Annotated in this window: 17 protein-coding genes; 7 read left to right on the top strand and 10 right to left on the bottom strand. The window is 51.8% G+C overall.

Annotated features, from left to right (window positions below; all coding sequences use genetic code 11):
* The first annotated feature begins 2 nt into the window (after positions 1–2).
* The 3 genes from SBO83_RS16000 to SBO83_RS15990 all read left to right on the top strand — a co-directional run bounded on the left by SBO83_RS16000 (position 3) and on the right by SBO83_RS15990 (position 4,089).
* The gene (locus tag SBO83_RS16000) at positions 3–1,637 is read left to right on the top strand and encodes a methyl-accepting chemotaxis protein (RefSeq protein WP_396132221.1); all 1,635 of its coding nucleotides are present in this window, start codon (positions 3–5) and stop codon (positions 1,635–1,637) included.
* The gene (locus SBO83_RS15995) at positions 1,630–2,943 is read left to right on the top strand and encodes an extracellular solute-binding protein (RefSeq protein WP_396132220.1); all 1,314 of its coding nucleotides are present in this window, start codon (positions 1,630–1,632) and stop codon (positions 2,941–2,943) included. The genes SBO83_RS16000 and SBO83_RS15995 overlap by 8 nt, the downstream gene beginning before the upstream one ends.
* A 651-nt stretch (positions 2,944–3,594) precedes the next feature.
* Positions 3,595–4,089, top strand: a complete 495-nt coding sequence (locus SBO83_RS15990; RefSeq protein WP_396132219.1) for an Rrf2 family transcriptional regulator — start codon at positions 3,595–3,597, stop codon at positions 4,087–4,089.
* Between the two features lie 106 nt (positions 4,090–4,195).
* On the opposite strand, the gene SBO83_RS15985 is transcribed toward SBO83_RS15990, so the two are convergent.
* Both SBO83_RS15985 and SBO83_RS15980 read right to left on the bottom strand, forming a co-directional pair.
* On the bottom strand, positions 4,196–7,345 hold the full coding sequence (locus SBO83_RS15985) for an efflux RND transporter permease subunit (protein ID WP_353504248.1): 3,150 nt from the start codon (positions 7,343–7,345) through the stop codon (positions 4,196–4,198).
* 23 nt (positions 7,346–7,368) lie between these two features.
* On the bottom strand, positions 7,369–8,553 hold the full coding sequence (locus SBO83_RS15980) for an efflux RND transporter periplasmic adaptor subunit (protein ID WP_396132265.1): 1,185 nt from the start codon (positions 8,551–8,553) through the stop codon (positions 7,369–7,371).
* 403 nt (positions 8,554–8,956) lie between these two features.
* Here SBO83_RS15980 and SBO83_RS15975 point away from each other — a divergent pair, with 403 nt between their 5' ends.
* The gene (locus SBO83_RS15975) at positions 8,957–9,316 is read left to right on the top strand and encodes a helix-turn-helix domain-containing protein (protein ID WP_396132218.1); all 360 of its coding nucleotides are present in this window, start codon (positions 8,957–8,959) and stop codon (positions 9,314–9,316) included.
* Between the two features lie 89 nt (positions 9,317–9,405).
* Here SBO83_RS15975 and SBO83_RS15970 read toward each other — a convergent pair whose 3' ends face one another.
* From SBO83_RS15970 to SBO83_RS15945, 6 genes are all read right to left on the bottom strand, one after another.
* A complete protein-coding gene (locus tag SBO83_RS15970; protein ID WP_396132217.1) occupies positions 9,406–9,867 on the bottom strand; it encodes a helix-turn-helix transcriptional regulator in 462 nt (153 codons plus the stop codon).
* Positions 9,864–11,213, bottom strand: coding sequence for a HipA domain-containing protein (locus tag SBO83_RS15965; RefSeq protein WP_396132216.1), 1,350 nt, complete (start codon positions 11,211–11,213; stop codon positions 9,864–9,866). Before SBO83_RS15965 ends, SBO83_RS15970 begins: the two co-directional genes overlap by 4 nt.
* A gap of 262 nt (positions 11,214–11,475) precedes the next feature.
* Positions 11,476–13,869 (bottom strand): virulence factor SrfC family protein, encoded by a 2,394-nt coding sequence (locus tag SBO83_RS15960; protein WP_396132215.1) that lies wholly within the window; start codon positions 13,867–13,869, stop codon positions 11,476–11,478.
* Entirely contained in the window at positions 13,866–16,868 is a 3,003-nt protein-coding gene (locus SBO83_RS15955) for a virulence factor SrfB (RefSeq protein WP_396132214.1), read from the bottom strand. The genes SBO83_RS15960 and SBO83_RS15955 overlap by 4 nt, the downstream gene beginning before the upstream one ends.
* Positions 16,869–16,871: 3 nt before the next feature.
* Positions 16,872–18,254: an SrfA family protein gene (locus SBO83_RS15950; protein WP_396132213.1), complete on the bottom strand. Its 1,383-nt coding sequence runs from the start codon at positions 18,252–18,254 to the stop codon at positions 16,872–16,874.
* A gap of 153 nt (positions 18,255–18,407) precedes the next feature.
* Entirely contained in the window at positions 18,408–19,025 is a 618-nt protein-coding gene (locus SBO83_RS15945; RefSeq protein WP_396132212.1) for an NAD(P)H-dependent oxidoreductase, read from the bottom strand.
* A gap of 107 nt (positions 19,026–19,132) precedes the next feature.
* Here SBO83_RS15945 and SBO83_RS15940 point away from each other — a divergent pair, with 107 nt between their 5' ends.
* From SBO83_RS15940 to SBO83_RS15930, 3 genes are all read left to right on the top strand, one after another.
* Positions 19,133–19,723, top strand: coding sequence for a TetR family transcriptional regulator (locus tag SBO83_RS15940; protein WP_396132211.1), 591 nt, complete (start codon positions 19,133–19,135; stop codon positions 19,721–19,723).
* 48 nt (positions 19,724–19,771) lie between these two features.
* On the top strand, positions 19,772–19,945 hold the full coding sequence (locus tag SBO83_RS15935; RefSeq protein WP_185690480.1) for an AbrB/MazE/SpoVT family DNA-binding domain-containing protein: 174 nt from the start codon (positions 19,772–19,774) through the stop codon (positions 19,943–19,945).
* A gap of 923 nt (positions 19,946–20,868) precedes the next feature.
* Complete coding sequence (locus SBO83_RS15930; RefSeq protein WP_396132210.1) at positions 20,869–21,555, top strand: hypothetical protein; 687 nt, start codon at positions 20,869–20,871, stop codon at positions 21,553–21,555.
* Between the two features lie 147 nt (positions 21,556–21,702).
* On the opposite strand, the gene SBO83_RS15925 is transcribed toward SBO83_RS15930, so the two are convergent.
* Both SBO83_RS15925 and SBO83_RS15920 read right to left on the bottom strand, forming a co-directional pair.
* A complete protein-coding gene (locus SBO83_RS15925) occupies positions 21,703–22,380 on the bottom strand; it encodes a hypothetical protein (protein ID WP_396132209.1) in 678 nt (225 codons plus the stop codon).
* 12 nt (positions 22,381–22,392) lie between these two features.
* A complete protein-coding gene (locus SBO83_RS15920; RefSeq protein ID WP_396132208.1) occupies positions 22,393–23,508 on the bottom strand; it encodes a hypothetical protein in 1,116 nt (371 codons plus the stop codon).
* Positions 23,509–23,510 lie beyond the last annotated feature (2 nt).

Raw genomic sequence — 23,510 nt, 5'->3', positions numbered from 1 at the left:
TTATGCGATTCACCATTCGCGCGCGACTGATAGGCATCGTCGGTTTGTTGTGCATTTTGCTAGCAATCACCACAGGTTGGGGGATCATCGGATTACGCGCAGCCGACCAGAGAGCCATATCTACTTACCGCACTGAACTGCTTCCTCTACAGCACTCCGCCAAACTTTATCGACTGACCCAACTTCAGTCCGCCACGCTTTTTGAAACATTGCGCTATTGGACTGACAGCGACGAAGTGAGCCAGCGGATGCAGCAAATCGACACTTACCGCAAACAAATCGTCGCTGAACAACAAGCCTATCAGGCGACGTCCATAGTTTCAGGCAGTGCTGCTTTGCGCCAGAATTTCCTCAATGATTTAGCAAAATATCAGGTCGCGCTGCGTGACGCCGGTTCTTTACTGGCATCGGGTAACCCTTCAGGAGCCTTAGTCATTATTGAAACTCGCCTTCGTTCCGGCAGTCTTGCTCTACAAAAAGATATCGACGCCTTGGATAACCTGATGCGTCAGCAGGCTGAAGCCAACTACAGCGCCAGTTCTAATGCTTTTAATATTATGCGTAACAGCATGTTAGGCATTCTCGCCGCCGGCATTTTCATCGCGCTGATTGCCGGGGGCCTGCTTATTCGCTCTTTAACTGCGGCTATCAGTCGGGCAAAACGTCTGGCCGAATCCATATCAGCGGGTGGCTTGAATCATCACATCGGCGATATTCCAAGGGATGAGATGGGGGGATTGATGCAAGCGCTGGCACAAATGGACGCGCGGCTGTCATCCATCGTTCGCGATGTTGGCGAAAGTGCCAAGGCTTTAAGCCAGGCGGCGGAGAAAATGGCAGATGGCAATAATGATTTAGCTGCGCGCACTCACTCTCAGGCAAGCTCCCTCGAACAGACCGCCGCCAGCATGGAACAGATGACGGCCACCGTGAAATTCAATGCGGACAACGCCTCGCAGGCCAGCCAACTGGTGCAAACCGTGCGACAGCATGCGCAAAAGGGAAGTTCAGTGCTAAGTGACGCTGTCACGGCAATGCAAGATATTGAACAGTCGAGTAAGAAGATTGGCGATATCAACCGCGTCATTGATGAGATTGCCTTCCAGACAAACCTACTGGCGCTCAATGCGGCGGTCGAAGCGGCTCGCGCAGGCGAGCAGGGCAGGGGGTTTGCCGTGGTCGCTGCTGAAGTTCGACAGTTGGCGCAGCGCTCAGCTAAAGCGGCGCAGGAGATCAAGACCCTGATTCAGGCTAGCGTCAGCAAGGTAGATGTGGGCAGCAAACTGGTTCTGCGTTCCGGTGAAACCCTCAATGTAATCAACGAGGGTTTGGTGAAAGTGGTGGATTTTGTGGCTGAGATAGCCGTTGCCAGCAACCAGCAGTCGAGCGGTATTACTCAGGTTAATGCTGCAATCGTGCAGATGGAGAGCGCGATTCAGCAAAACGAGGGGTTGGTTGAAGAAGCCACCGCTGCCAGCCAGACGGTAAATGCCCACGCCGGTAAATTGGTGGAGAGAATGGCCTTCTTCCATTTGAAAAAAACACCGCCTGCCGCTGCTGACAAAGTAACTAAGCAACCCGTGGCAGAAGCCTATCAGCCCGCGACGGCTTCAACGCTGGAGCCGGTTAATGTCTGATTTAAAAGGACTAAAATGGCTTTTTCCTGTGGCGATGGCGGCGTTAAGCCTGAATGCTCATGCCGTGACCACCTTGAAGATTGCCACCATCGCGAATGGCGATATGACCATTATGCAGCAGCTTTCCACCAGTTATGAACAGGCTCACCCTGATATCAAACTCGAGTGGCAAGTAATGGATGATGGCGAACTGCGCAAGCAGGTTCTCAGTGATATGAGCAGCGGAAAAACGAACTTCGACGTCATCACCGTAGGCACTTATGAAGTCCCGCTGTGGGGCCAAAAAGGCTGGCTCACGCCGCTGGATAATCTGCCGGCTGACTATCAGGTTGATGACTTGCTGAAACCCATTCGTAGTGCTCTTTCCTGGCAGAACAAGCTCTATGCTTTACCTTTCTATGGTGAAAGCAGCATGACTTATTATCGCAAAGACCTGTTCGCTGCTAAGCACCTGACAATGCCAGAAAACCCAAGCTGGGATGAAATCAAAAATCTTGCCGCTGAACTGACTGATAAGTCGCAGGGGATTTACGGTCTCTGCCTGCGTGGGTTAGCTGGCTGGGGTGACAACGTCGCGTTAGTCACCACCATGGCCAATGCGTATGGGGCCGAATGGTTCGACGCCGACTGGAAGCCTCATTTGGACAGCGACGAATGGCGTAACGTCTTAAAAGATTATGTGTTTATGCTGCAAAACTATGGGCCGCCGGACGCAAAATCGAACAGTTTTGGGCAAAACCTCAAGCTCTTCTCCCAAGGTAAATGTGCAATGTGGGTCGATAGCACGGTGGCGGCTGGGATGGTGACTAATCCGCAGATCTCGATGGTGGCGGACAAGGTTGACTTTGCGCCAGCGCCGGTAGCCATTTCCTCTAACGGATCGCACTGGCTTTGGGCCTGGTCACTCGCTGTGCCGCGAAGTAGCAGTCAAAAGGCTCAGGCACAGGCTTTTATCACCTGGGCGACGTCGCCGGCCTATATCCAGCAAGTTGCGCAGACAGTAGGCTGGGGCGCAATTCCTCCCGGCAGCCGCTATTCCTCTTATGCTGAACCTCATTATCAGAAGCTGGCGCCTTACGCGGCGCGGGTGAAACAGGCATTAGAAACCGCCACGCCCGAGCAGCCAACGCTGTTCCCTGTGCCTTATCAGGGCGTGCAGTATGTCAGTATTCCGGGCTTTGACCAGATGGGTGACGCCGTGGGTAAAAATATCTCTGCACTTCTGGACGGTAAGATGACGTTGGAGGAGGTGTTGAGTGCTAACCAGCAGGCCGTGACGACCCTGTATCAGTCGGGGAATCATTGAATCTTTAGGTTTTATGATTCAGTGATTTCATGATTTTGAAATCCCATAATCCTGTGATTGTATAATTATTGGATTATGGGATTAATCGATATGTTTTTAGCTATCAGCGACTTGCAGAATAACCTGCCAGTCCAGAGCTAATTTTAACAATAAGCAGGCGGAGCAAACGAAGATGATGGTTTTGTACATTGGTGCTTCATAAGTGTGATGGATGTCTCATTTTATCAGTCAGCTAAAAATTTAGAACAACCATTTTCTGATTTTTGTCCTGCTTTGGTGAAAAGCGCATTTATTGCTTTCCAGCCTGTCGCCAGTGCCAACTTGCTCGGCACAGGAAAATGCAAACTCAGCGAATCCCCACCCCAGCAACAACCTTAGCCGTAGTAAGCCATTTGTGCGTTTATCGCTCGATGCCACGAAAGCGCCAACTTGTCATCCTTTAGCCTGAATTAACAATGACTACTGTATAGAAGTTATGCGTGCCTTTGGGGTAAAAACGTCTGAAACATAGTCTATCTGTGCGCTCCGAGGGTGCTGAACTTCAATATTGCAGCAGTGTTTGTTATATTATTGTCCAATTGACGTTCAGGATTTTGGCGTATTTCACTAAAGCCAATATACTTTTAGAACTTCGTCGCTCAGGACAATGACATGTTAGATTTTCGCTTTCCGACTGCAATGCAAATGGTACTCAGCGTCGCCGTGGCCGAAAAAACCGGCGTACGTGCAACCAGTGCGGTTTTGGCTAAGGTTCTGGAAGCTAACCCAAGTTTTATTCGTAAGTTGATGGTTCCGCTGACGCGTAACGGCATTATTGTGTCTACGCTTGGCCGAACAGGCTGCATTACGCTCGGCCGCCCGACAGATCAAATCACGCTGCGTGACATTTACACCGCGGTGATTGATGACAAACGTATTTGGGCGTCGCGCCCCGAGGTGGAAGCCAAGTGTCTGGTCAGCGCTAACGCCTGCTGGTATTTCAAATCGGTCGTTAGCGAAGCTGAAGAAGCCTCGCTGGCCGTGCTCGCTCGCCACACCGTGGCTGATGCGTTAAGTGAGTTTGAATGTAATGACACCCGCACCTGGTGCAGCGATAAGAAAAACGCCTGCACGGAACAGGATGAAGAAACTTCCGCCGAGAAATAAGCACAAGACAGCTTTCATTTAGAACCAGTGCTTAGTGTTGATTGAAACTGAGCCATAAAAAAGGCCGGGTTATTAACCCGGCCTTTTTGCTTTCCGCTACTTACGGTTAGACCGCCACGGTTTCCTGACGCTCTTTACGCGTCACCAGTCGGCGCAACGCCACGTAGAACACCGGCGTGAGGAACAGGCCGAACAGCGTTACCCCCAGCATGCCGGAGAACACCGTAATACCGGTGACGCCGCGTACTTCGGCACCCGCGCCGTGGCCTAGAATCAGCGGGATAGTCCCGGCGATAAAGGCAATCGACGTCATAACGATAGGGCGCAGACGCAGGCGACATGCCTCGAGCGCGGCTTCAACAATCCCTCTGCCTTGCATTTCCAGTTCACGAGCGAACTCGACGATAAGAATGGCGTTCTTACAAGCCAGCCCCATCAGCACCACCAGCCCGACCTGCACGAAGACGTTGTTATCCCCGCCGGTGAGCCACACCCCGAACAGCGCGGAGAGCATAGTCATCGGCACGATAAGAATGACCGCCAGTGGCAATGTCCAGCTTTCATACAGCGCCGCCAGCACCAGGAATGCCAACAGAATGGCCACCGGGAAGACGATCAGCGCCGCGTGGCCCTGAGTTGATTGCTGATAGCTCAGGTCAGTCCACTGGATATTCATGCCGTTCGGCAAGACTTTATCCGCCAGCTCGCTCACCTTGGTCATAGCCTCGGTCGAAGACAACATGCGCGGATCGGCATCACCAATGATGTCCGCCGCCGGGAAGCCGTTATAACGAATTACCGGGTCTGGACCGTAGGTGGTGGTGATGTTCACCATACTGCCAATCGGCACCATCTCGCCTTTATCGTTGCGGGTTCTCAGATTGGAGATATCTTCAATGGTTTGACGATAGGGGCCATCGGCCTGTGCCATGACTTTATAAGTACGGCCGTAACGGTTGAAATCGTTAACGTAGGTCGAACCGAGATAGGTCTGCAGCGTGCTGAATAAATCATCCAGCGACACGCCCTGGGCCTTGGCTTTATCGCGATCGATCTTGGCATCAAGCTGTGGCACGTTGGCCTGATAAGATGAAATCGGGAAGCCCATGCCCGGGGTCTGCATGATGCCGCCGGACATGGTGTTGATCGCGGTTTGCAATGCGCCGTAGCCCAGACCCGCGCGGTCCTGAATATACAGCGAATAGCCGGAACCCTGACCTAAACCAAGGATTGGCGGTGGCATGATTGAGAAGGCAAAACCTTCCTGCAGCTGTGAAATCTTGGCGTTGATTTCCGCATTGATCGCCGCCGCGGTGCGGGTACGCTCATTCAGCGGTTTTAGGGCAAAGAACACCGTGCCGGTATTCGGCGTATTGGTGAATTGCAGCGCGTTCAGGCCGGGGAAGGCAACGGAATCACTTACGCCGTCCACGCTCAACCCAATCTCACTCATCTTGCGGATCATCGCATCCGTACGTTCAAGGGAGGCACCTTCTGGCATCTTCACGCCGCCAATCAGGTACATCTTGTCTTGGGTCGGAATAAAACCACCCGGCACCAGTTTGAACATAAAGGCTGCGCCACAAAGCAGCAGCAGATAGACCACGAACACTGACCCACGGCGGTGGAGAGTGCGTGAAACCGCCCCCTGATAGCGTTCAGAACTTTTGTGGAAGAAACGGTTAAACGGGCGGAACAGCCAGCCGAACAGGCGATCGATGATTCGCGTCGGAATATCTTTCTTTGCGCCGTGCGGTTTAAGCAACAGCGCCGCCAACGCCGGGGAGAGCGTCAGGGAGTTGATAGCTGAAATCACGGTTGAAATGGCAATGGTGACCGCAAACTGCTTGTAGAACTGGCCGGTTACGCCGGACAAGAAGGCCATCGGCACGAATACCGCGCAGAGCACCAGAGCAATGGCGATAATCGGCCCAGACACTTCGCGCATCGCCTGATGGGCAGCCGCCAGCGGGGTGAGTCCTTCCTCTATGTTCCTCTCGACGTTTTCCACCACCACAATGGCATCATCCACCACAATCCCTATCGCCAACACCAGCCCGAATAGGCTTAGCGTGTTGAGCGAGAAACCGAGTAAATAGAGCACGCTAAAGGTGCCGACTACCGAAATCGGCACCGCCAGCAGTGGGATGATCGACGCACGCCAGGTTTGCAGGAACAGAATAACCACCAGCACTACCAGCAGAACGGCTTCCAGCAGCGTATGGACGACGGCGCTGATGGAGTCACGCACGAACACGGTTGGGTCGTAAGGCGCTTTCCAGGTCATACCTTCCGGGAAACGGGTTGCCAGCTCGGCCATTTTGTCGCGAACGGCGTCAGACAGGTTGATCGCATTGGCGCCCGGCGCCTGGAAGATACCAATACCTACCGCGTCTTTGTTGTTCAACTGGGAGCGCAGCGCGTAGTTACCTGACCCCATCTCGATACGGGCCACGTCGCGCAGGCGCACCACGGTGCCGTCATCGCTGGTTTTCAGGATGATATTGCCGAACTCTTCTTCGTTTTGCAGGCGGCCTTGGGCGTTAATCGACAGCAGATAGTCGCTTTTGGTCGGCATCGGCTCTGCGCCAAGCTGACCGGCAGAGACCTGAACGTTCTGCTCGCGCATCGCGTTAACCACGTCAGACGCCGTTAAGCCGCGCGACGCCACTTTGTTCGGGTCAAGCCAGACGCGCATCGCGTACTCACCGGCACCGAAAATTTGCACCTGACCGACGCCTGGCAAACGCGCCAGCTCGTCTTTCACTTTCAGCGTGGCGTAGTTACTCAGATACAGCGAGTCGTACTTGCCGGAAGGGGAGAACAGATGCACCACCAGAGTCAGCGTTGGAGACTGTTTCTGGGTGGTGATCCCTTGGCGAATAACGTCCTGCGGCAATCTGGCTTGCGCCTGAGACACGCGGTTTTGCACCTGAACCTGCGCCTGATCCGGGTCAGTACCCGGGCGGAAAGTCACGGTGGTGACCAGCACGCCGTCAGACCCAGCAACAGATTTCATGTACATCATGTTTTCAACGCCGTTGATCGACTCTTCCAGTGGCGTAGCCACGGTGTCAGCGATCACCTTCGGGTTGGCACCCGGATAAACGGCGCGTACCTGCACGCTCGGCGGTACCACGTCCGGGTATTCGCTGATCGGCAGAAGCGGGATGGAGATTAAGCCACCAACAAAAATCAGGATCGACAGCACCGCGGCAAAAATCGGTCTGTCGATGAAAAAGCGGGAAAAGTCCATAATTCAGGATTCTCTTTCAGGGCTTAGTTAGAAGCGACAGTTGAAGCCATATCAATCGTCTTGGCATTCACCGGCATGCCCGGCATAAATACCTTCTGCACACCATCGATGATGACTTTGTCACCGCTGACTAAACCTTTTTGCACAATACGCAGACCTGAATATTGACGGCCTAATTCGATATCGCGACGCTGCGCCTTGCCTTCTTTATCAAGCACATAGACAAACTTGCGGTCTTGGTCAGTCAGCACGGCTTTATCGTTGATCAGCACCGCGTCGAAGCGTGGGCTGCCCGGCATTTGCACGCGAGCAAACAGGCCTGGCGTGAAGCGGCGTTCGCTGTTATCGAGCACGGCGCGCATACGAATAGTCCCGGTACCGGAGTTCAGCTGGTTGTCGGTGAAATCGACATAGCCGGTGTGCGGATAACCCTGCTCACCCGCCAGACCGACATTGACCTGCAACTTGGTGCCAGGCGCGGCAATGTGCTGGCCATCGCGAGCAAGTGACTGATAACGCAGGAAAGTGGCTTCATCTACATCAAAGTAAACGTAGACTTTGTCGAGAGACACCAGCGTGGTGAGAACGCTCGCGCTGTCACCGGCTGTCACCAGATTACCCACGGTTATCATGGCGCGACTGGCGCGACCGTCGATGGGCGCCGTGACCTGAGTGAAGTCGAGGTTTAACTGAGCCACATCCAGCTGAGCCTGCGCGGCAAGAACGTCGGACTGCGCTTGCGACGCGGCGGCTTTACGCTGTTCCCAGATCTCGGTTGAGACGGCCTGAGTGCCAATCAATTTCTCAGTACGGCCTGACTCGCTGCGGGTCAGATTCGCCTGATTGCGTGCATGAACCAGCTCGGCCTGAGCCTGCTCGCGGGCGGCGCGATAGGTGCGGTCATCGATGGTGAACAGAACCTGGCCTTTTTTAACTTCCTGACCTTCGGTGTAGTTCACTTTATCGATATAACCGGAAACGCGCGGGCGCAGTTGCACGCTCTGTACGGCTTCAATGCGGCCGTTAAAATCATCCCATTGGTTAATCTGTTTGACGACGACATCCGCTACGCTGACGCCCGGAGGCGGTGGCGGGCCATTTTTTGCTGCGCTGTTGTCGCAAGCACTGAGCACGGTGACCAAGATCGCAACCAAAGAGAGTTGCAAAGCGAGTAGAGGCGCGCGAAGTGAGCGGCCCCGTTTAACCATTGGGTTTTGCAGACTTGCCATTATTTTTATTTCCAGTGAGTAAGCTCAGTCAGGCAATACAACCGGATCCTGTCATCCGGGTAACGTCCTTTGCCTGAGCGGGCTTTTGTCCGATTTGCGTCGTTCAATGACACAATTTTGTAGCGAGAAAAGAGGTGTTGCTAAATTTAAAGTATCAATGAAAGATACATTAATTCGAGGGGATTGTAGGGACGTCCTTAACAAAGAGCAAGAATTACTGTTGCACTTTATGTGCTGTTTTCAAAACCGCATAACTGTGAAGTAGGTCACGGAGTAAAACCTAAGATTTAATGCAACAATAATACTTGCATTTATCCGCAAATCCGGTCAGTCTAAAAACAGACCAGAAACTATATTTCGTCAGAGAGACGGGAGAAATAACATGAAAACGGCTGATTTTATTCACGATTTAACTGACTGGATCGACAAGAATCTGGAAGAGCGACTGGATATCAACACCGTCGCCGAGCGAGCAGGGTACTCAAAATGGTATTTGCAACGGATGTTTAAAGAGCATACCGGCTCGGCGTTGGGCGAATATATTCGTGCGAAAAAATTAAATATTTCTGCCGAGCGACTGGCAAACAGCGGCGAGCCAATCGTCAATGTTGCGATCTCTCTGGGCTTCGATTCCCAGCAGTCTTTCAACCGCAGTTTCAAACGCCAATTCGGCCAAACTCCGGGCGACTGGCGCAAAACACTCCACAAACAGCCAGAACGCAGCGGCTGCATGTGTAGCTAATTTTTACTCCAGATTAAGACTCCGCGTAACGACGCCCGGCCTTCCATGACCGGGCGTGTTAGTATTAGGAGCAAATTTATGGCAGGGGATCATTTCAGCAGTGTAGTTAATAGCGATTTTGAGATAGGCACCAACCCAACTTGCAGGCCAAACGGCTTGAACAATTTGTTGATGATGTCAGAGGTATAATTCCCTTTATCGTTCTCGACGTCTGACAAGGTTTTCCTTGAGACAGAAACCAGTTTTGCATAAGCATCCTGCTTTAGGTTCAACACCTCGATCCGCAACTTTTTCAATGCACCGCCCTGTGTTAACTCGCCCAGTAGCAGCTGTTTGATGATGCCATGCATCACGGCTTGCCTGTCTTGAGTGCTTACGGCTGATGAGCTTTTAGATACTCTTTGCCGAGAAGGCGTGTGCCCAGAACTCTCTTCTATTGCCGCTGGCCTTTCGACAGACGATTCAGAGGCATTTTGCAAAAGCTTCTGCCTTTCCCGAATTTTGCGAATGGTCTCTTTAGCTGATACCGGGGCCGATTCATGATCCTTCATAGCAGCCCCCAACGACGCAGTTTTTCAGCAATAAAGTCAAAGCCGATCCCCGGCATGTTAATAATCTGTTCAGGCACGCCCCTGTCCACCAACCTTGCTTTAAGGCCGAGGAGCTGTTGAGCCGTTTTTCTCAAAGCCTCTAATAGCGTTTCCGCCGGAACAAGGTCATTAAGCGCTGCAGCTATACCTGCAAAATCATACTCGCCACCGATTTCTAATGGCGCACTCCATTTAGTGGTTCTGGCTATCCCTTCCGGGTCAGCCTTCATTGGTGCGAAGTCGTATATCGGCGCCAGACGAATGCTGCGTTCATCCTTGAGCAGTGAGGTATTGCGCCCATGGTTATCACTATTACCAAAGATAATATTGAGCAAATCGCGGCGCACCCATTCAATCACAAAGGCTGGAATATCAAAGTCAAATCCCTGTTCAATCACGGTGTCGCTGTGTGTGATTTTATTGATAAGCGCCCTGATGGCTTCCTCATGAAACAGCGTCGTGCCGGGGGCTTTTTTTAATGCTGAATAGACTGATTCCATGCCAAAGCGTTTGATCTGGTTATCATCCACGAAACAAATATCAAATCTCGGTAGCCATAAAGAAGGGTAGGTTAGACCTTCCTCAAGATGCATATGTTGAGTTGGGATGGTATCAAAACCCATTGCCGCGAGTTCGTGATAGAAATGGAACTCAGCCCGCAGAATATTGCAGTCAACCTCACTGCGGCCTCCACGCGGGAACTTCACCAGATAGTGGGTATCTCGATTGAGTGAATCGTTCTGGTAGGTATCAATCCAAATTCGCCCTTCCTGACTGCATCTTAGTAAGAGTTTTGGTGCTTCGCCGCCCGCGCCAGTAGCGCCTCCGGCGGCAGCTCCGCGCTGCTGGGCATAATCCAGAAAATCCGAAGCTCTATTTTTCACATCGTCGAGGGTAAAAAATAGCTGTTCAGCCAGAGGGTGATATTCGGGGAGTGACTCTTTAATCCTTAAATTGCCGACCGGCGACATGGTGCCGTGGCGCAGTAATACAAAATCCTGCTGGTCGGCCGCCATGCCCTCAAGATCCAGATAGTTTGCCCAATAGCGCCTGCTGGCCCCGCTCGGAATAATATCATCAAGAAATTTCAGCCAGCCGCGTGGGCCTTCGTTCTCAAAAAATAGAGAAACAGGGTGATTCAGTGACACCGCGTGATTATCATCGCGGCCGAGATTTTCAATGGCATAGTCTGAATCATAATGGAGTTCAGTGATTCGAAAAGCGTTGTTTTCACTTTCTGGGAAGGTGATGTGCGCCATATCCACCCATTGATTTTGCAGGAAAGCTTGTAGCGTTAAATATTCCATACGGATCTCCAGAAAGTCTTATGAGTAGTATAGTGCTCTTTAACTGAGGAAAACTCAAGTTTTGTCACTTATAAGACTCATTAATTGCAATGTAGGATTATATTGTTACCTATAGCACTCATTGTCTATCTTCAAGGATCGGCCAATACGTATGTAAGCTCGGTTATCAACGTCAGCGCCAGCAGGTGATCATGTCACTCGCGTTAATAATGAAAAAAGGCCTGCTTGGTGAAAGCAGGCCTTTTGTCTATCTGGTGGCAGGCTACTCGCTGCGGATTTGCTGCAAAATCTCTCCCAACCTCTCGCGCTGTGCTAGCGGAATTTCGCGCCCTGCGGAATATCCGGCGTTTTGGATAATCACGTCATTCAGCGCCACTAACCAGTCATAGATATAGAACGCGGTGTTATTGGCCGGGGTCAGCGTCAGCTTGGTTAGACGTTGGGAGGTGCTCCAGTTTTTCGCTGGCTTGGCGAAGATCTTGTGGCCACGGTTAATGCGGCTTTCCGGGCGCTGCGACTCCTCAATCTGCAAGAAGCCCAGCCAGGCCACAAAGTCACCCATCACCGTCAGCACGCGTGACACCTGACGATCGGCCTGACTTTCGCTGGCGGCGGCGGATTGCTGAGTCTCTTCCAGCACGCCGGACAGCATGCCCGCGACGTCCATCCGCACCCCGGCGGTGATCACCTCTTCCACCAGCATTTCGACCCCCGGCTTGCCAATGCCGAGCAAATCCACCAGCGGCGCATTGTCCGGCAGGCCGCGCAGGTGGTTAATCCAGTAATGCTGGGTTTGGCGCGCAAAGTCGGTTTCGGCCACTGGCGGCTGGGCGGCGTGCTGATCCTCGACCGGCGCATCCAGCGGTTCGTCACTGAACAGGTCTATGCTGATCCCAATACCAAAGGTTTCCGTCAGAACAGGGGCAGTCGCGCCGCCGGTAATGCTGGCGGCGGGCTGGATGTCGAACTGCTGCAAGTAGAGGCGGCGTAGGTCTTCGCGGGCGGGCAGCAGGCGCTCGAGCAGTTCGCCATGAACGCCCGCGCGGGTTTGCAGCGCTTTGAGTAAGCTTTCGGCAATTTTCTGCTTCTGCGCTAACTCTTGCTCATTGGAAGAGGGCAGCCAGCTTCCCAGCAGGTTGTCGGTCAGCACGCGGCGCAGTTCGTCGCGCTGCTCGCCTAGGCGCGCCAGTTTGTTGGCCGGAGTCACCTCGGCGGTGAGCCAGCTCGCCATGCGCTCAATGCCGCGTTTGTCCATCGCCAGCATGGTGCCCCAGGCATCGCCGGGGGTGCCAACGTGGCGCTGCACTGTTTCATCGAAATGCTCGCTGTGAGTGATGCGCTGGTCGAATGGCGTCAGCGCCCAAATCAGGCCCGGCTTGCGCTGGCTGCGGATCTGCGCGTTTTCGCCTTGGGTCTGTTTCACCCAGTTATCCAGCGCCTTGCTGACGCCTTTCACCGCGCCACGGTTCCCGGCGGCGGTGCAGACTAATAGCGAATTGACCTGCTGATTTTCCGTATATCGCTCCAGCAGTCCGGCGTTTTTGGCGTGCAACAGGCCCGGCGACAGCAGACTGTGGGTGGTTCCCAACTCGCGGGCATCGGCCTGAGTGGGGAAAAGCAGCAGATCGACCTGTTCAAACAGCGCTTCCTGCGGCGCAGACATCAAAGGCAGCAGCAGTTCGGCGGTCAACACCGTCAATTCCACCAGTGAAATCTCAACCGGCTGCCCGGCCACGCCCTGGTGCACGGGGCGAACCGACAGGCTCTGACCCCTTGATTCCGTCTCAAAGTCGGCGGTTAGGGTGATCGGACTCATTATCCCATCGGCGGGTAGCAGGTGGTCATCCACCAGCACGCTTAGAGGTGCCAGAACCTGCGTCGCACCCTCCAGCTGTTGCAAAACGTGGGCGAAATGGCGGTAAAACGCCGTGGCGTGACTGGCTTCATTCCACAGAATGGAAAACAGGCGGGCGCGATCGTCAATGCCCAGATAAGGCGCCAGTTCCACCGCCGCAGGCCAGAAGTGCAGGGCGCGCAGCCGGTCGGCTTTAGCATCCGTGCGCGCCAACATGTCCCAGATAGCCACCACGTCATCGCCGGTCAGGCCGTCAATGGCGTCGGGCTGACGATGCAAAGAGAGGCTGTGCAGGTGAGTCAGGATCTGTTGCTGATCCCACTCGGCGTGCGGGCCTTGGGTCGCGGCATCCAGCGCGGCGATTTTTATCAGCTCGGCTTCGCTAAGCAGCGTCAGTTGCACCGGCCACTGCGAGTCCGCGCTCTCTGACAGACGCGTAAAGCGAGTAACCAGCGTGGTGGCCTGACTGCTGGGGTTGATATGGCTGAAGTAGTCGAGAACGCGATCGCCGAGCAGCGTTTCCAGCCTGCCGTTTTCCCGGGCGGTGAGAGCATTCAGCAGGTAAGATTTTCCCGCATGCGAGTAGCCATAAAGCCCAATCCCAGGATTCTGTGATGCTGAGATGGCAAGATTCTCGGCCTTGTGGCGCTGGCGGCGCAGCTTCAGCTTCAGGCGGTCAGCTTCCATATTCAGGCGCGGCGACTGCTGGCGGTTACTCTCAATCCACTGTATGGCCTGAGTGACGCCGCTGGCGATCTGGGTCAGCTGGCTGTTGAGAAGTTCGGTGTGGGTTGAAGTCATTTCTTAAATACGCTCCCGCTGTCGATCCAGTAGTGAGTGGCACCTGAGCCACTGGCCGCCAGGGTATTCAATTTCAGTCGCAGATGGTCGGTTGGCACCGGCGTGCCGTCCTGAAGTGCCGCTTGGGCGATTTCCACTTGCTCGGGGCTGTCGCCATCGCCTTGCTTGCTCACTTTTAGCTTCAGGGTCAGCACGTTATCTCCGGCGATGCGTCGCGCCAGTTTGTGATCGTTTATCGACAAGGTATAGAGCGGCGACGCGGGCCAGCGGTCATTGTCCAACTGGCGGAAACCCAGGCACAGCGGGCCGCGCATCTGGAAACTCACCTCTTGGCTGAGTTGGAAATCCGGCTGGTCGAGGTCGATATCGCTGTAATAGACGTTCTCCCCGGTCAGCGCGTTATTGCTGTCGAGCATACCGAGATAGCGAATAGTCGAGTACGGCTGGAAGTCGCCCGCCTTGAAATAGAAGCTGTTCAGGCGCAGGTCCAGCGATAGCAGGCAGAGCATCGCGCCGACGGCGGCGGTGGATTTCGGGTTATCGATTCGGCCTAACTTGTTAAACGGATACCAATCGCTGGTGTGATAACCATCAAGGGACAAAATGCGGTTGGCCGGTAAAGGCTGGAGCAGGCGGAACAGCGCCTGAATGCCCGGGAAGCGGGAAGGGCGGCCGGTCAGCAGCAGCACGTCGCAAGAGTAGAGCGCCACGACTTCGCACAGCGAGCGCAACTGCTGGGTGATGTGCATGCGTGGCGATAAGAACTCGGCGTGCAGCTTGCTCAGATTGAGGATTAACGGCACTTGGAGAATGTCGAACGGCGCGGCGTCGTTGCGCAGCTCGCGCTGAACTTCGCTATTAATGTGGTCACGGACTTTTGGCGTCGGCAACTGCTCGAGCAGATCGCTGAAGCACGTTTCGATTTCGGCGCTGGTGTCTAACGGGTCGAAACTTTCATAGGCTTCGAGGATCGCGCGGCCGACCGGCATGAAGATCTGTAAAGTGACCTGCTGGCGCAGAATCGACAGGCCGTCCATCCGGCCTTCATGACCAAACAGCTTGTCCATTAGCGGCTCGGGGTTGGCGATGCCGGCCTTCTTTAGTGCGCCTTGCAACGCAGGCAGCACGTAGAGCTGGATCACGTCGAGCAGGATGTCATCTCCCGCCACCTTAAAGCCCTCGCGGAACAGCAAACGTGGAAGGATTTTCACGTTATTGCCCACGCCGTCGTCCAGCCAATACTGGGTGATAGCCAAGTCGGTGGTGCCGCCGCCAATATCTATCGAGGCGATGCGCAGGGTTTTGCCTACGGTTTCCCCTTCGGCCAACTCTTTGTCCGGGCGAGCCATGCTGGCAAAGAATGCCTCGGTACGCCCGGCAAAATTCACCTGAGATTCATTATACAGGTAGACCATTTGGCCGCAGGTGGCTTCGTCCCACTCCATCTGCACCTCTGGCACCGGAACCTGGCTTAACGCGCGTTGAGCCGCCGTGGTGAACTCTTCATCAACCGGGTGCCAGCCCATGGCTTTCCACACCACGCCTATCGCCTCAAGCATGCGGCGACGGAAAATTTCGCGTTCGGGTTTCGGCATCGCCGAAGGCAGCGTCAGGATGATATTGCGCAGCCGACGCGGCGCGGCAGAGTGGATCATCTTCATACGCTGCGCGGCGCTGTTGATTTGCATCAGCGCCTGCGCCAGCAGCTCGGAAAGCATAAAGGTCATGATCGAGCTGCGGCTGTAGTGGGGCGAGAACACCGGTAGGCGCTCGTCCAACGGCACGGTGAACAGCGGCTGGCCTTCGTCATTGAACAGGAAAGTTTGCGGCAGCGCGGTGGCCGCCGGTTCCTGCGCGGAACGCCCGCTACTCTGGCTGAATCGCCAGCCCGGCGCGTAACTCTCTTCATCCCACAGGTAGCGGCGCGGGCTGGAAAGCCCGGTGGAGCCGTCGGTGCCCTGACGAGTTAGCGCCATGCGGCTGGCTTCGCGCCCGACGCGGACGATAGAAGGCCAGATGAAGGCGTCGTCGCGGCCACTTTCCACCGAGAAGTTTTGCTTGCCAAAATGCGCCTCGGCGAACTCAATCCGGCTTTCAAACAGTTCGTTATATTGTAGATGCGGCTGACTTAAATCGCGGATTTGCAGCTCGTAAGTCTGCTTCAGGCCGTTGCTTTCGTCAGGGCTTTCTTCCACTAAAATACCGCAGGTGTGGGAGTTGCCGACATCCAGAATCAGATCCACGTTGATCGCCGGCTCTTGCAGCGTGCTGGTGCTGATTTTGATTTCAGGGATCGACAGCTGGGTACCCAGCATTTCCAACAAATTCAGGTAGTGCGCCTGATATTCAAATTCGCGCAGGGCGGTTTTGATATCACGCGGATTGCGGTTTTCGCGCTGAATCGCCTGCTGGCTGAATGCTTCGCGCAACCAGCCGTCCACCCAGGTCAGGTCGAGGAAGTCACTCAGCTCATCATTGTAAAAAGCCAAGGCGAAACTGGCGCCGGTCTTGATGTCATTGTCATTTGGCGTCAGCTGCTCGGGCTGTTGGCCCTCTTCCAATTCAGCGGCGTCAGCATAAACCTTGGTATCAAATGCCAAAATAATGCGATGGGTGTGGCCTTCGTTATCCGGCTTATTCAGCGCAATCACCTGCATCCGCGCCCAGTTATCCGGGCCGCCGGAGAAGTTGCGCGGCGGCGTAAAACGCAGGAACGGCAGCGGCAGCCAGATTTTCTCCAGCAGCGCGAGGGACTGGGCCAGCGAAATACTGGATTCAGGGCGCACCACTTCAACCTGCGCACCCGGCACCGGCAGGGAGTATTTGCCGGTCAGCGGATCGTGGTCGAGGCGCAGCAGCGGGCCGTTGGCACTTTTGCGGACGAATTTGGACGGCAGATCTTCATCAATCTGCGGCGTCAGGGCGAAGTCCAGAAACTGGATGCCGCTGTTCTTAATCAGCGTAATACGCTGTTTATAATCAGGAATAGATGCCAGCATCGGTTATTTACTCTCGCGCTTCATGGTCATCGGGATGACGGTGTTGGCGTCGTAGCGGCCTTTACAATCGGCGGTGCCGTTCAGAGGTTGGGTACAGACGATCTCTGGCATTTGATACCTCGAACCATCGCTGCATTTGGCTTTAAATCGACTGTTAATCACCAGATTTCCTGAACTCATCAGCCCGGCGCTGATGTCTGCTTTGCAGCTCATGCCATCGCCATATTGGATTTTTGCCGTGCCTTTACCGTTTTTGATTTGGTATTTCAGGCTCGGCGGCTTGCCGGTGACCGGAGTTTTAATGTCCAGCACCACGCGCCAGTTGCCATTAAGGAACTTGGTAGAGCCGACTTTGACGGCATCCGGCGGCATGGTCAGCGCGGTTTTATCTTCCGGCGCTGTCGGCGTGGCTGCCACTGGGGCAGGAGCCGGAGCGGGTTCCGCCACTGGCGGTGTGGCGACGGCGGGAGCCAATGGCAGCTCGGTGGTTTTAGCAGGAGTGACTTCCGGCGCGGGCGTCGCGGCCACGGCAGCCGGTTTATCTTCCACTTTATCTTCAACGACAGGTTTTGGCTCGATGGCTTTGGCCGTGACCACCGGCGCATCGCTGGCAGGCAGGGCGCGCTTCTCGACAACTGCCGGTGCCACCGGGGCCGGGTGCTCGGCGGGGGCAAATGCGCCGGTAAATTGCATCACCAGCGTGGCGGCCAGCGCCGCGCCCGGGATCAGCCACCAAAAACGCAGCCAGCCGCGATTGGCCGGGCTTTTCACGGCGGCGGCAGGCGCGGTTTCTGGCTGCGGTTTGACTTCAACCTGAGGTTTAGGCTCCACCAACGGCGGCAGTGGCTCAGTGCGTTTGACGGTCGGTAACGGCAGATCAACCAGCGAGCTTTCCGGTTTAAACACCGGCGGGCGCAGGCAATCAAGGGCATCGATACGGGATTTTTTATCCAGATGAACAAAGCCCCAGAAGGTCAGAACGGGCCTGCCATTCACCAGATAAACGTGGTTTTGGTCAGGAAACTGGATGGCTTTCGCCAACAAGGTGCCAAACAGCTGCTGGCCCGGCTTGCTAGATTTCAGCGCCGCCTGACACAGGGTTTGCACCACGGCGCGGCACTGCTCGAGCTGGGTAATGGCCGAGGCGCGCTCGCTGTCGCTGGCGGATAACCACGAGGTGACTTTGCCCGCGATAGGGGAATACCAGTCAATGCGGTCGCCCGCTTCGTTGAGTTGGGGAATGGCCAGCACGTCGGCAATCGACTGCTGCTTGCGAAGACGTAATGTTTCGCGGATTTGCAGCGCAGAGGCGTAAACCGGCTGGCCGTTTTCACCAAGTGCCTGAATATCGTCCAAACTTCCACTGCGTAAAAATGATTTTGCCACGCAAAAATTGCCCCGTATTGGAGGTGCTTGAAGAGGTGCCAGCGGCAGAAAATAATGCTCTATCGGCGATTGTGGTGATTTTACCTTCAGCCGCTGGCAATCAAACGCAGGAATAAGGGGGTAAAGCGGGTTTTGTTTAAGGCAAATGAGCCATTATGCGCAGAGTGATTCGGCGCGCTGAGGCGCGGCGACCACTTTCTGACCAAGCTTTTTGGCTAAGGCTAAGTTTGCCTCGAAATCTGCAGGGTTGGCCGTGTGAATCAGTTCAGAGGTCAGAACCGGCGCGCCGCAATAGTCAAAAATCCCGTGGTCAATCTGGGTTTTCATCGAGCCAAAGTAGCCGTGCCGCGCGAAAGTGCGCATATCTGCGCCGCCCAACGCCACCAAATGCACCTTCAGGTGAAGCAACTTTTTCACCACTTTGCCCGAGCCATCGTCTTCGTAGGCCCAGCCGTTGGCAAAGACCCGATCGATCCAACCTTTCAACTGGCCCGGCATTGACCACCAGTAAATCGGATAAACCAAGATGAGCGCATCTGCCCGGTCAACGCGGGCTTGTTCATCCAGCACGTCCTGCGGCAAGGCGGATTTGCCATTGAAAGCATTCATATCAGTCGCGGTGAAGCGAGGATCAAAATCTTCAGCGGCAAGGTCGGCGATTTCGACGCTGTGACCTCCCTCTGCGCCAGTGATCCCCGCGGCAATCTGCTTGGCGATAGCGTGGGTCAAAGAGTCGGCAATCGGGTGTGAAACAACAATAAGAGTGTGCATGGTGCAAATTCCTTCTTGTAGAGGGTCTGGGTGAGCTGTAAAATAATATACTATTGGTAAGTTACCTTTGGTATATAAGCATGTCAAGCGACGAAAACAGGAGAGAAGTGGCCTCATCACGCCCACGCATTCGGCTGTCCAGAGAGGACCGCTATCTGCAATTGGTCAGCGTGGCATGGGCAATTATTCGCGAAGAGGGTACCGAGGCACTGACTCTCGGCTATCTGGCAGAGCGAGCGGGCGTGACCAAACCGGTAGTTTATGACCATTTTGGCACCCGCTCCGGCCTGCTGGCGGTGCTGTATCAGGACTACGATCACCGTCAGGCGGTGGTGATGGACAAGGCATTGGCGGAGAGCGGCGAGCAGCTGGCAGATAAAGCGGCGGTGATTGCCAACTCTTATGTGGAGTGTGTATTGAACCAAGGGAGCGAAATCCCCGGCATTGTCTCAGCACTTAACGGCACGCCCGAGCTGGAAACAATCAAATGTGAATATGAATGCGGCTTTATCGAGAAGTGCCGGGGGATTTTAAGCCCCTACGCTACGCAAGGCGCGATCTCCATCGCCGGACTCTGGGCAATGCTCGGCGCCGCCGAAGCCCTGTCCAACGCCGCAGTGCGCCAACAAATCAGCGCCGAAGAAGCTAAGAATGAGTTAGTAGAGACGATTTTGGGGCTGGTGGGTCGGGCAGGGTAAGGAGAAAGCGGTGCACAACGCACATGACTGAAAACAAGGAGAAATATAATGCGCACTCTATTGGTTTCCAAAAAAGGTAATAACCTCGAGACTGAGTTAAAAAATGCACCAAATGATGAGGTCCTGCTCCCGCAACCTGCTAAGCCAAGCTGGACCTCACTTTCAAATCATGAAAAGGCAGAAGGGGATTTTCTGATTGAGCGCCAAGATGTGATTGAATGACTGGCATTAAGTCTACAAGAAAGACGCATTATTAAGTCTTTTCTGTAGAGATAACTTCCTCCTTATTCCCATCTCGAAGTCAGACCGCCTCCCTGCGGCCCTCCGTTTACGCCAAATCTAACAACTGATTTAACTGCTCGATTTGCTATTGCTCTTCCCGCTGTAGGGCGGGTCACCGCGTATTCCAATATATTCGTGAATGTAGACTATGAAGTGCTTGTAGAAGATGCGACAGCTGCCGCGGATGCCGGTGATTTCGCGCCATACCTCGGAGCCGACCATGTCCATGAGACACACACGACTCAATGGCATATTGTCACCAAGTCTGTGGCCATGTCCCTTATCCTATGAGTTTAAAAGCGCTCTCAGGGCGCCTTGGAGTGCAGTCAATAGTTCAGACAGGACTCGGGCAGAGTTTGCCCCTACACCTTCTGAGTACGCCTCTGGGTGATGAAATTAGTTGAGAGTGAAAACGTGCGGCGGGATGACCTGACTTTGCTTAGGTGCTGGGAGAGGCTGTAAGACGACAATCGCCATCAATAAATCATCAGCAACAAAGTTATAATCCGTCGAAACCGCGTGAACTTGCTCCATTGGCGCGATTAACAATGCAAGAACGAACCAGAAAGCCGAAAATTAGCCGTGATTTAGTTCTACATGGCATTCACTCAAAACTCTAGAAGCTAGAAATATTAGCTCGAGGCGTAAACATATATTTTTACGGTAAGAGATTTTTTATCCGACAGATAAAGAATTATTCAGACTTTTATGATAAATCTATTAATCATAGGTTTTATAATGATATTTAGTACGCGCTTGTATATGAGACATAAGTCTTGTGGGAAAAATGTAATCTATACAAGTTGTGAGTGAAAGATTAAGATGATACAGGCTAATATTTAAGGTGTTTAACGGAGGCGATAATGTTAGATGAGAAAGAAAATGGGAGCAATATACATCCAATTATAAGGGCTCTTGATTTGGCTTGGGAGTTTTCACTGTTTTCAAAGTTTATTTTCTATTTTTTGTTTATAGATTTGGCTTGTTTTCAAGTTATAGGATACGGATTGTGGTCAGTAAAAATCCAGGATCTAGGTAACCTTAGCATAGGAAATATTGGTGGAGTTTTTATATTTTGGGTGTTAATGCTGGCAATATTGGATTTTATTAGGGTAACCATTAGATTATGCCTTCCATATAGAGGAGATTTCAAAAGAAAACATGGGCGTGTTTCACCAAGTGAATTATTTACAGAAGCAGTAAAAACGGACTCTTCTGTTTTTTATAATATTCATTTAAAAGCGCGTTCCGCTCAAGAAAATAGAATCAAATTACGTCGAAGATTAGAGATTACATGTATTGGCGTTTTACTGTTGATAATACTTGAGTGGGTAAAAGTAATTCAGAGTGAGGGAGGGGGATTATTTGTTGAATGGGTTGCGCATATTTTGAAGTCCTTTTCGCAAGATCCTATTTCACAAGGATGGGTGGCATTTATAATGTGCTTTTTATCTTTCCTCTCTGTTGTAGTTGTATATGCAGGCAGATTAGATTTCACCGCCGATTACGTAGATTGCCCGTCGCTGTATTATAAGTTAAAGAGTAAATAAAAATTAACGAATCAGCAAGGTGAGAGATAGCATTAGCTATTATATAGTTAATGGGATTATGGTGAGGCGGATAGATGATGGTTATTTTAATATAATAATTTCTATAACCACATTTAAATTAAAGGGGCATGAAGTGCCCCTAGGGAGTTAGTTGTATTGATTAATATCTTCAATAACCTTTGACATATTCCTAAAGCCTTCCTCTGTAAATATTACTGTTCCGTTGGAGTTGACTTCTATAATTTCCACTTGCGGTATCATACCTATTGATAATTTGGCTTTCTCAATAGAAAAATTGGCTTGGTCAAAAAAAACTTTTATTTCATCTAATGCATCAAGTGATGACTCTATTTCAAGATCCCCAGATGTCTGTTTGCTAAATGTCAATCCTTTAAGTTTTGCCTTAAATACTTTGACATCAGAGAAGCGGGATCTAATTATTTTAATAAAGTCCTCAACCTTAATATTTAGGTTGGAAACATTAAAATCTGAAGCTATAACTGCTCTCATATTTGCAATAAAACCTTTGATAGAGCGAGGAGCTGATTCTATAGCAAGTAAATAGTTGTTTCCATTCTCTTTTTTTAACCAAAAGTTAAACTGTATAAACTTAAAGTATTCAATTAAGGTTTCATTACCAAATGGATCTGTAATGGTTTCCTTCATCTCCATACGTTCAATATATTTAGCAGATAAAGCATCATCTTCATAATTGTTGATGCTGAACCCCCATCCACGGTCTTCTCTGAAAGGGGTTTGTATGATGGATTTATAAATATCATCATATGACTTTTGGATATTTGCATTAAACCATTTAGTCTTCATAGCACCCTCCAATTATTTGGCTTTGACCTTTAGGGAGTTCCTTTCAACAATTTCATCTGAAATCCTGCGTGCTGAGTCCTCCATAAGTGCTAATAGTAGCACTTCTTTTTCTTTTTCGACATTCTGTCTATGTGTATAGTCGCCAAGAGATTTAAATTTATATTGTCCCCTGACAAGATATGAGAACAACTTACAGTTGTCTGTATCAAAAAATTGTGCTTCAAATTCAAATCTATTTGAATCGACGAATCCGGCAACAACAGAAACCCACACAATTTTTGTTATATAGAAACCTTTCGCAAGAAGATCATTTAATTCTTTTGATTCTAAAACTCCCCTTCCTTTTAATGATGCTTTAGAAATATGACATCCTAAATCTACAGCAATATCATCGGCGTCATCATCACTATTCTCATCAGTACTTTCTTTTTTATTTTCTTCTAAAATAGGATGAGTAACATAAACATCCGTAACGTCTACACAATTATAATTTGGTATGTTGTCAATAAGTCGCTTAAAGAAATTAGTTCTCTCTGAATGCTCCTTAACACTTTCTAGGGTTATTTCATCCAGAGACACGTTTGCATTATCGTTTTCAGATTTTATTTTCTTTACAAGCTTTTCAGTAAACTCTCTAGATTTTGAGTTTTGAGGGAATCTTGCTATAAACTCGCCTTTCTCATTTTCCTCTACAAGAATAACTGCTTCTCTGGTAGAGGACTGTCTAAATTCATTCATTTTATAGTCAAGTTTGACATATTTTATCTTTATTTCAATACCTGTTTCAGTATAAACAAAATCGGTCTGGTCACCTTCTTTTTGTAAATCCTCGCACACAAGTTTAATAGCAGCTTCTATGTCATTTTTTTCAATGTCTGCATTAATAATATTGATCGAGCTCTTCTCCTTTCGTCCAATAGAACCCAGGATCTCAGAAAGCTTATTATAATCATCAAAACCATGGAAATAGCGAGAAAAATCTAAGGCAAGCGCTTTTCTCTTAGTATCTTTTGAAACGATAGTTCCTCTTTTAAAAAAAAGAGATTTCATATCATCATTTGTTACCTTTGTTTGATTTAAAGCATCAAATAAAGCTTTGTCGGTAACACTATATAGGCCAATTTTCATTT

Source organism: Ewingella allii, assembly GCF_044430645.1.
GTDB classification, from domain to species: domain Bacteria; phylum Pseudomonadota; class Gammaproteobacteria; order Enterobacterales; family Enterobacteriaceae; genus Ewingella; species Ewingella allii.
Note: the sequence above shows the minus strand (reverse complement) of the source record. Positions and strands in the feature narration are given on the sequence as shown.

Bases quoted from the DNA above. Each gene is read 5' to 3' on its own strand.
- SBO83_RS16000 (WP_396132221.1), top strand. From the start codon at position 3: ATGCGATTCACCATTCGCGCGCGACTGATAGGCATCGTCGGTTTGTTG.
- SBO83_RS15995 (WP_396132220.1), top strand. From the start codon at position 1,630: ATGTCTGATTTAAAAGGACTAAAATGGCTTTTTCCTGTGGCGATGGCG.
- SBO83_RS15990 (WP_396132219.1), top strand. From the start codon at position 3,595: ATGTTAGATTTTCGCTTTCCGACTGCAATGCAAATGGTACTCAGCGTC.
- SBO83_RS15985 (WP_353504248.1), bottom strand. From the start codon at position 7,345: ATGGACTTTTCCCGCTTTTTCATCGACAGACCGATTTTTGCCGCGGTG.
- SBO83_RS15980 (WP_396132265.1), bottom strand. From the start codon at position 8,553: ATGGTTAAACGGGGCCGCTCACTTCGCGCGCCTCTACTCGCTTTGCAA.
- SBO83_RS15975 (WP_396132218.1), top strand. From the start codon at position 8,957: ATGAAAACGGCTGATTTTATTCACGATTTAACTGACTGGATCGACAAG.
- SBO83_RS15970 (WP_396132217.1), bottom strand. From the start codon at position 9,867: ATGAAGGATCATGAATCGGCCCCGGTATCAGCTAAAGAGACCATTCGC.
- SBO83_RS15965 (WP_396132216.1), bottom strand. From the start codon at position 11,213: ATGGAATATTTAACGCTACAAGCTTTCCTGCAAAATCAATGGGTGGAT.
- SBO83_RS15960 (WP_396132215.1), bottom strand. From the start codon at position 13,869: ATGACTTCAACCCACACCGAACTTCTCAACAGCCAGCTGACCCAGATC.
- SBO83_RS15955 (WP_396132214.1), bottom strand. From the start codon at position 16,868: ATGCTGGCATCTATTCCTGATTATAAACAGCGTATTACGCTGATTAAG.
- SBO83_RS15945 (WP_396132212.1), bottom strand. From the start codon at position 19,025: ATGCACACTCTTATTGTTGTTTCACACCCGATTGCCGACTCTTTGACC.
- SBO83_RS15935 (WP_185690480.1), top strand. From the start codon at position 19,772: ATGCGCACTCTATTGGTTTCCAAAAAAGGTAATAACCTCGAGACTGAG.
- SBO83_RS15930 (WP_396132210.1), top strand. From the start codon at position 20,869: ATGTTAGATGAGAAAGAAAATGGGAGCAATATACATCCAATTATAAGG.
- SBO83_RS15925 (WP_396132209.1), bottom strand. From the start codon at position 22,380: ATGAAGACTAAATGGTTTAATGCAAATATCCAAAAGTCATATGATGAT.
- SBO83_RS15920 (WP_396132208.1), bottom strand. From the start codon at position 23,508: ATGAAAATTGGCCTATATAGTGTTACCGACAAAGCTTTATTTGATGCT.